Here is a 7730-nt window from a genome sequence, read left to right as displayed (position 1 = left end):
ACCCGGAAGCTAAGCCCTCCAGCGCCGATGGTACTGCAACGGGGACGTTGTGGGAGAGTAGGACGCCGCCGGACAAACATCGCAGCTCAAGGCCCACCCCTCACGGGGTGGGCCTTGACGCGTATCCACACCCTTATTCGGGCCCCGTAGCGGGGCCCCTTTTTTATGCCCGCCGGCCGGCCGCCGGTGGTTTCCACCGCCGGCTCAAGCGTTGATCGCTGTCTGATGTCACGACCTCGGGTCCAACCGCAGTATCCGACCCGAAACAGCGATCAAGGAGCCAGTGCCCTGTTTGGGGTGGGCTCAGTGGTGTAGCAAGTGAAGGAGGCGTGCGGCTTGGGTGTCGGCGGCGCCTGGTGGGTTGCGGTGGGCGGAGCGGCCGCCGGGCAGAAGCAGCCGCAGCCAGAACATCGCCCACAGCCGGCGGGCCGCCAGCAGTCGCGAGCCGTCCACGTCGAACTTTGCGCAGAACGCCTCGGTGTCGGTCGCGCGCAGCGACAGGTGCTCGGACAGGATCGCCAGTTCCGTCGCGGGATCCGAGACTGCGGCATCCTCGAAGTCCACTATGCGCACCCGGTTCCCGTCCCACAGATAGTTGCCCAGGTGCGGATCGCGCTGCCCGAGCACCACGTCGGTCGGCGGCCTGCGCAGCGACTCCGGATCGGGGCCGTCCCACCAGGACACGGCGGCGTCGTACGCCTCGGCGGGGAGACCGCCGTCGGGTCGTGGCCCGTCAGTCAGCATCCGTGCATAACGGAGGTCATCCGACCAGGGCCAGGCAGTCGCCAGCTCCTCGTGCGGGACCCGCCAGAGCGCGGCCAGGGCAGCGTGGAGTGCACGTGCCTGTGCCGGGGTGAACGCGCCCGAGAGAGGCTCACCCGGCACGACCGACATGGTCACGGTCGGCGGCTTCGCGGTGAGATCCGCGTCCAGGGGCTGCGGCACCAGGCCGGGTTCGTGGCGGTGTGCCAGCTGCAGTGCCGTCCACTCGCGCAGATGCTCATCACGGTCCCAGGAGACGTAGCGCTTCGTCAGCCGCGTTCCCTCGACGGTCAACTCATGGGTATGGACCATGCCGGGCACCCTAGCCAACGCTGATCACCGCCGGGGACCCTTCGTCCGGGCATGGGCTCACCGGTAATCATCGTGCCGCCGCTGACACAGAACAGGGTGACAATCGCCATCGCCGTAGGGAGTTCGCATGGGCCCGCCGCCCGGCCGCGACGAAGACTGGTTCACCAAGATCTACGAGGACCACTATCAGCAGCTCCTCCAGTACGGCCGGCGTCGGCTGGCTGACGCGGACGCGCCCGCCGAGCTGGCACAGGAGGTGTTCGCCGTTGCGTGGCGTCGGCGCGACGAGGTGCCCGAACGTTGTCTGCCCTGGTTGTACGGGGTGGCTCGACGCCTGCTGGCCAACCATTGGCGGGCACTGCGGGCTGCGGGGCGGCAGGTGCCGATCGCGGAGGCGGACGTCCTGCGGGAACGGGGCGCGGTCGGTGCCGACGCGACCGTGATGGTGGCCGACGTCCGGGCTGCCATGCGTGCGCTTTCCGAACTCGACCAGGAGATCCTCCGGCTGATCGGCTGGGAGGAGCTGACGGTCTCCGAGGCCGCGCAGGTGCTCGGCTGCAGCCGTACCACCGCGGCGGTGCGGCTGCACCGTGCCCGTGGTCGGCTCACCGCCGCCATGTCGGCCGCGCACACCTCGCCCGTGCCACACCGCAAGCTGGCCCGATCGTGAAAGGACCTGTGATGTTCGGAGAGCAGCGGACCCGCACCCTCCTCGGCCCTGCCGACCCGGCTCGCCGTACGCCGCCCGAACCGCCCCGGCTCTCGGCACGCGAGCTCATCGCCTGGGCCGAGTCGACTGCCGAGTCGACTGCCGAGTCGACTGCTGAGCCGTCCGCCGTGCGGCGCGACGTGCGACTGCCCCGGCGGATGGTCTTCGCCACCGGGGCGATCGCCGTGGCCGCCGGAGCGGTGGCGGTGATCGTGACGCCGGACCTGCCCGCCGGTGTGGAGCCGGGTCCCGCCGATCCTTCCGGCGCGGGGGCGGGGCGGGTGCTCGTTCCGGTGGCGTACCGGCCGGGCACGGACGTGCCGGCGGGACCCCGGCTGCGCGCGCTGGCCGACGGGCTGGTCGACGCGCCGTACGAGAGCAGTGCGGGCAGGTTCACCTATCACCACAAGCAGGTATGGGGTGATCCGGTGATGACCTCGCCCGACGGCCGGTTCTCCATCGCCTTCTCCCGGGAGTCGAAGGTCTGGTGGACTCCCGGTGCCACGGGTCGGCAGACGACCACCATGGGTGTGCCGGAATACCCGGACCGGGCCTCGCGTGACTACTGGGCGGGCCGCCTGCCCGTCGCCGAGGCCTCCTCGACCGACGACCTCCCGCTGCCGGCGTTCGACCCCGTGCTGCCTTCGGCCCGGCCGGGGCTGACCGCACTGCTCAAGACCGACCTGGGTGCGGGGGTGGTCAGCAAGGAGACCGGCAATGTCTTCGGCCGGTACGCCGTCGCGCGGGGTACCCGCGCGGAGATCCTGCGCATCCTCGCCGACGTGCCGGGGTTCCGGTGGCGTGGTGAGGTGACCGACCGGGCCGGCCGCGCCGGAGTCGCCGTCACTTTCGACGACCGTGCGCACGGCCAGCAGCACCTGCTGATCTTCCATGCCGGTACGGGTGAGCTGCTCGCCTGTGAGCTGCTGACCGTCGGCCCGCTGCGGATGGCCGCCTACCAGGTGATCCTGGCGACCGACCGGACCGACCGCCTCGGCTGATCCCCGCATGCCGGGCCGCCTGCTTCGGGTGGCCCGGCAAACGCCAGGCGAGCGCGGTCGATCATGAGGTTATGGCGCCGACACGCCGTCGAACCGTGCCATAAGTTCATGATCAACGCGAGCGGGGTGGGTCAGGGGCGGGTGAGGGTGGTGGTGCGGATGGTGGTCATGAGGGGGGCGGCTTCGGCGGGGGTGCGGCCGGGGAAGAGGGCCAGGGCGATGCTGCCGTGGTCGGCCCAGCCGCAGACGGCCATCACACCGTCGGGGGCGTCGGCGGACCCGCACTTGAGGACGCCGCCCAGGTCGCCGGGTTCGTACTCCTTGAGGCCGGTGACGCCGCCGGTCTCGTCCTCCATGAGCTTGAGGACGGTGTCGAGTTCACGCTCGGGGCTGAACATCGTGGTGGTGCCGCCGAAGACCATGACGCTCTTGGCGGTGCCCTCGGCCGGGTCGGTGTAGATGCCCGTGGCGGTGGTGTCGAGCTCGATGTCGGCGGCCAGCGCGGTCAGCAGGTAGCCGGCGGTGTCCTTGGCCGCGGGGCTGTCGTCGCGGACCATCGCGCCGATCTTCTCCGGCATGGTGAGCTTGGCGTCGTTCTGCTGCGTGATCCGGAACAGGGTCGGGCCGAGCGTGAACGCGGCGGCCACCGCGCCCGCGCCGAGCACTGCCATCACGGTGAGGGTCCAGCGGCGGCGCTTGCTGTGCGCCGCGGGCTCGTCCTCGGGTTCCGCGGCCGCGGGGCCGGGCATCATCCGCACGGCGGGACGGGCGTACTGCGGGATCTCGTCGGGCAGCGCCGCTGGTTCCGGCGTCGCCGCTTCCTGGCGTACCTTCGCGTCCTGCTCTGACATGTGCCCACCTTCCGCCGACCCGCGGAGCCTAGCAAGCGATGGCCTGCCAGCGGTGGACGTAGTGACGCTTCGTAGACTTGGCGGGTGACCGAACTCAGCCAGCAGCCGCGCGAGCCGCGCGCCCCGTTGTCCTCCGAGCTTGCCGCCGCGTACCAGCCGGGCGAGGTAGAGCAGCGGCGGTACGAGTCGTGGGTAGCCGCCGGTCACTTCGACGCCGACGCCAAGAGTGACAAGCCGCCGTTCGCCATCGTGATCCCGCCGCCGAACGTGACGGGTTCGCTGCACGTCGGCCACGCGCTCGATCACACCATTCAGGACTCGCTGATCCGCCGCAAGCGGATGCAGGGCTTCGAGGCGCTGTGGCTGCCGGGCATGGACCACGCGGGCATCGCCACCCAGAACGTGGTGGAGCGCAAGCTCGCCGCGGAGGGTCTGTCGCGTCACGACCTGGGCCGGGAGACGTTCGTCGAGCGGGTGTGGCAGTGGAAGGCCGAGTCCGGCGGCGCGATCCTCGGGCAGATGCGCCGCCTCGGCGACTCCGTCGACTGGTCGCGTGAGCGTTTCACCATGGACGAGGGCCTGTCGCGGGCCGTACAGACCATCTTCAAGAAGCTGTACGACGACGACCTGATCTACCGCGCTGAGCGCATCATCAACTGGTGCCCGCGCTGCCTGACCGCGCTGAGCGACATCGAGGTGGAGCACAGCGACGACGAGGGCGAGCTGATCTCCATCCGGTACAGCGACGAGATCGTGGTCGCCACCACCCGGGCCGAGACGATGCTCGGTGACACCGCGGTGGCCGTGCACCCCGACGACGAGCGCTACAAGCACCTCATCGGCACCGAGGTGGAGCTGCCGCTGACCGGCCGGCGCATCCCGATCGTGGGCGACGCGCACGTCGACCCGGCGTTCGGCACCGGTTGCGTGAAGGTGACCCCGGCGCACGACCCGAACGACTTCGAGATCGGCCAGCGGCACAACCTGCCCTCGATCACGATGATGGACGAGCGGGCGATCATCACGGTGCACGGGCCGTTCCAGGGCCTGGACCGGTACGAGGCCCGCCCGGCCGTGGTCGCCGCGCTGCGCGAGCAGGGGCTGATCGTGGCCGAGAAGCGGCCGTACGTGCACGCGGTGGGGCACTGCTCGCGCTGCAAGACGACGGTCGAGCCGCGGCTGTCGCTGCAGTGGTTCGTCAACACCGGCCCGCTGGCCAAGGCGGCCGGCGACGCGGTGCGCGACGGCCGGACCAAGATCGAGCCCGCAGAGCTGTCCAAGCGCTACTTCGCCTGGGTCGACAACATGCACGACTGGTGCATCTCGCGCCAGCTGTGGTGGGGGCACCGCATCCCGGTCTGGTACGGCCCGGACGGCGAGGTCGTCTGCGTCGGCCCCGACGACCAGGTGCCGACCGGCGAGGGCTGGCGCCAGGACGAGGACGTGCTCGACACCTGGTTCTCGTCGGCGCTGTGGCCGTTCTCCACGCTGGGCTGGCCCGAGCAGACCGCCGACCTGGCGAAGTTCTACCCGACCAGTGTGCTGGTCACCGGGTACGACATCCTGTTCTTCTGGGTCGCCCGGATGATGATGTTCGGCCTCTATGCCATGGACGGCAGGCAGCCGTTCGACGTGGTGGCGCTGCACGGCATGGTGCGCGACCAGTACGGCAAGAAGATGAGCAAGTCGTTCGGCAACGTCGTCGACCCGCTGGACTGGATCGAGCGCTTCGGCGCGGACGCGACCCGGTTCACCCTGGCCCGCGGCGCGAACCCGGGCTCGGACGTGCCGGTCAGCGAGGAGTGGTGCCAGGGCTCGCGCAACTTCTGCAACAAGCTCTGGAACGCCACCCGGTTCGCGCTGATCAACGGCGCGCACACCGAGGGCGAGCTGCCCACCGAGCTGTCGACGGTCGACAAGTGGATCCTGTCCCGGCTGCAGCACACCATCGGCGAGGTCGACGAGTACTTCGAGAACTACGAGTTCGCGAAGGTCTGCGACAGCCTGTTCCACTTCGCCTGGGACGACGTCTGCGACTGGTACGTGGAGCTGGCCAAGCCGGTGCTGACCGGCGACGACGCCGCCGCGGCCGAGCGCACCCGCCGGGTGCTGGGGCACGTGCTGGACCAGCTGCTGCGGCTGCTGCACCCGGTCATCCCGTTCGTCACCGACGAGCTGTGGTGCGCCCTGAACAAGGTCGAGGGCGACAATTCGATCATGGTCGCGGCGTGGCCGACGGCGAACTCTGCGCTGATCGACGACACGGCCGAGGCCGAGCTGGAGACGCTGCAGCGGGTGGTGACCGAGGTCCGGCGCTTCCGTGCCGACCAGGGCCTCAAGCCCGGTCAGCGGGTGGCCGCGTCCCTGGACGGGCTGGCCGGCGCCGGTATCGCCGCGCACGAGCCGCTGATGCGCTTCCTGGCCCGGCTGGACGCGCCCGGGGACGGCTTCACGGCCACCGGCACGGTCGCGGTCGCGGGTGGCGTCACGGTGTCCCTGGACACCCGGGGCAGCATCGACGTGGCCGCCGAGCGGGCCCGCCTGACCAAGGACCGGGCCGCCGCGGAGAAGGAGATCTCCCAGGCGACGGCGAAGCTGGGCAACGAAGGATTCCTGGCCAAGGCTCCGGAGCAGGTGGTGGCGAAGCTGCGCGAACGGCTCGCCACGGCCGAAGCCGACGTGACTCGCATCGACGCCGCGCTCGCGCAGCTAGGGTGACATTCGTGAGCTCTTCCGCTCAAGACGGGCAGGACATGTCCTACGCCGAGGTGGAGGCCGCGCTGGACCGGCGCGGCTTCACCCGGATGGTGTTCGACCTCGGCCGCATCGAGGAGCTGCTGGACGTGCTCGGCAGCCCGCAGCGGGCGTACCCGTCGATCCATCTGACCGGCACCAACGGCAAGACCTCGACGGCTCGCATGATCGACAGCCTGCTGCGGGCGCACGGGCTGCACACCGGCCGGTACACCAGCCCGCACCTGGAGACGGTGCGGGAGCGGATCAGCCTGGACGGGCAGCCGGTCGACGAGGAGCGCTTCACCGCGGTGTACGCCGAGGTCGGCCCCCTCGCGGAGCTGATCGACGCGCGCAACGACGAGCCGCTGACGTACTTCGACATGACCACCGCGCTGGCGTTCGCGACCTTCGCCGACGCCCCGGTGGACGTCGCCGTGGTCGAGGTCGGGCTCGGCGGGGCCGAGGACGCCACCAACGTGATCCAGGCCGGCGTCGCGGTGATCACCCCGATCGGGCTGGACCACACCGAGTGGCTCGGTGACACGGTCGCCGACATCGCGCTGGCCAAGTCGGGCATCGTGCACGAGGGCGCCACGCTGATCTGCGCGCTGCAGCCGGAGGAGGCGATGGAGCCGATCCTGGAGCGCTGCGCCGAGGTCGGCGCGACCGTCGCCCGCGAGGGCAGCGAGTTCGGCGTCATCGAGCGCAACCTGGCACTCGGCGGGCAGGTGCTGACGCTGCAGGGCCTGGGCGGGGTGTACGACGAGATCTTCCTGCCGCTGCACGGCGCGCACCAGGCGCAGAACGCGGCCCTGGCGCTCGCCGCGGTGGAAGCCTTCCTGGGTGCGGGCAAGGACCGGCAGCTGGAGGTGGAGGTGGTCCGCGAGGGCTTCTCGTCCAGCTCCTCGCCCGGCCGGCTGGAGCGGGTCCGCAACGCGCCGACCGTGCTGGTCGACGCCGCGCACAACCCGCACGGCATGGCCGCCACCGTCGCCGCGCTGACCGAGGAGTTCTCGTTCCGCCGCCTGGTGGCCGTGGTCGGCATGCTCGGCGACAAGGACGCCGACGGGGTGCTGGATCTGCTGGAGCCGGTCGTCGACGAGCTGGTCTGCACCCGCAACTCCTCGCCGCGGTCGCTGCCCGCCGAGGAGCTGGCGGAGATCGCGTACGAGATCTTCGGTGAGGACCGGGTGCACATCCACCCGGAGCTGCCCGACGCGATCGAGGCCGCGGTGACCCTGGCCGAGGCGGACATCGACGCCGGCATCAGCGGCGTCGGTGTGCTCATCACCGGCTCGGTCGTCACCGTCGCCGACGCCCGGAAACTGTTCCAGCGATGAGCGAGCGGCACGGGGAGCG

Annotated in this window: 6 protein-coding genes and 1 rRNA gene; 5 read left to right on the top strand and 2 right to left on the bottom strand. The window is 70.8% G+C overall.

Annotated elements, in window-relative coordinates:
- A 5S ribosomal RNA gene (rrf, locus tag F6W97_RS35520) occupies positions 1 to 74 on the top strand; the annotation flags it as partial.
- 229 nt (positions 75 to 303) lie between these two features.
- On the opposite strand, the gene F6W97_RS35515 is transcribed toward rrf, so the two are convergent.
- Positions 304 to 1074, bottom strand: a complete 771-nt coding sequence (locus tag F6W97_RS35515) for a phosphotransferase (protein ID WP_230687245.1) — start codon at positions 1072 to 1074, stop codon at positions 304 to 306.
- Between the two features lie 127 nt (positions 1075 to 1201).
- On the opposite strand from F6W97_RS35515, the gene F6W97_RS35510 reads away from it, so the two are divergent.
- Positions 1202 to 1744, top strand: coding sequence for an RNA polymerase sigma factor (locus F6W97_RS35510; protein ID WP_155374941.1), 543 nt, complete (start codon positions 1202 to 1204; stop codon positions 1742 to 1744).
- An 11-nt stretch (positions 1745 to 1755) separates the two neighbouring features.
- Positions 1756 to 2784: a CU044_5270 family protein gene (locus F6W97_RS35505; protein WP_155374940.1), complete on the top strand. Its 1029-nt coding sequence runs from the start codon at positions 1756 to 1758 to the stop codon at positions 2782 to 2784.
- 131 nt (positions 2785 to 2915) lie between these two features.
- On the opposite strand, the gene F6W97_RS35500 is transcribed toward F6W97_RS35505, so the two are convergent.
- Positions 2916 to 3635 carry a hypothetical protein gene (locus F6W97_RS35500; RefSeq protein WP_155374939.1) on the bottom strand — a complete coding sequence of 240 codons (720 nt, stop codon included), beginning with the start codon at positions 3633 to 3635 and terminating at the stop codon, positions 2916 to 2918.
- A 126-nt stretch (positions 3636 to 3761) separates the two neighbouring features.
- Here F6W97_RS35500 and F6W97_RS35495 point away from each other — a divergent pair, with 126 nt between their 5' ends.
- Both F6W97_RS35495 and F6W97_RS35490 read left to right on the top strand, forming a co-directional pair.
- Positions 3762 to 6353: a valine--tRNA ligase gene (locus F6W97_RS35495; RefSeq protein ID WP_155374967.1), complete on the top strand. Its 2592-nt coding sequence runs from the start codon at positions 3762 to 3764 to the stop codon at positions 6351 to 6353.
- 35 nt (positions 6354 to 6388) lie between these two features.
- Complete coding sequence (locus tag F6W97_RS35490) at positions 6389 to 7711, top strand: bifunctional folylpolyglutamate synthase/dihydrofolate synthase (protein WP_155374966.1); 1323 nt, start codon at positions 6389 to 6391, stop codon at positions 7709 to 7711.
- Positions 7712 to 7730: the final 19 nt, after the last annotated feature.

The sequence above is a fragment of the Catellatospora vulcania genome, from assembly GCF_009720385.1.
GTDB classification, from domain to species: Bacteria; Actinomycetota; Actinomycetes; order Mycobacteriales; family Micromonosporaceae; genus Catellatospora; species Catellatospora vulcania.
This window is presented reverse-complemented; position numbering and strand designations above follow the sequence as displayed.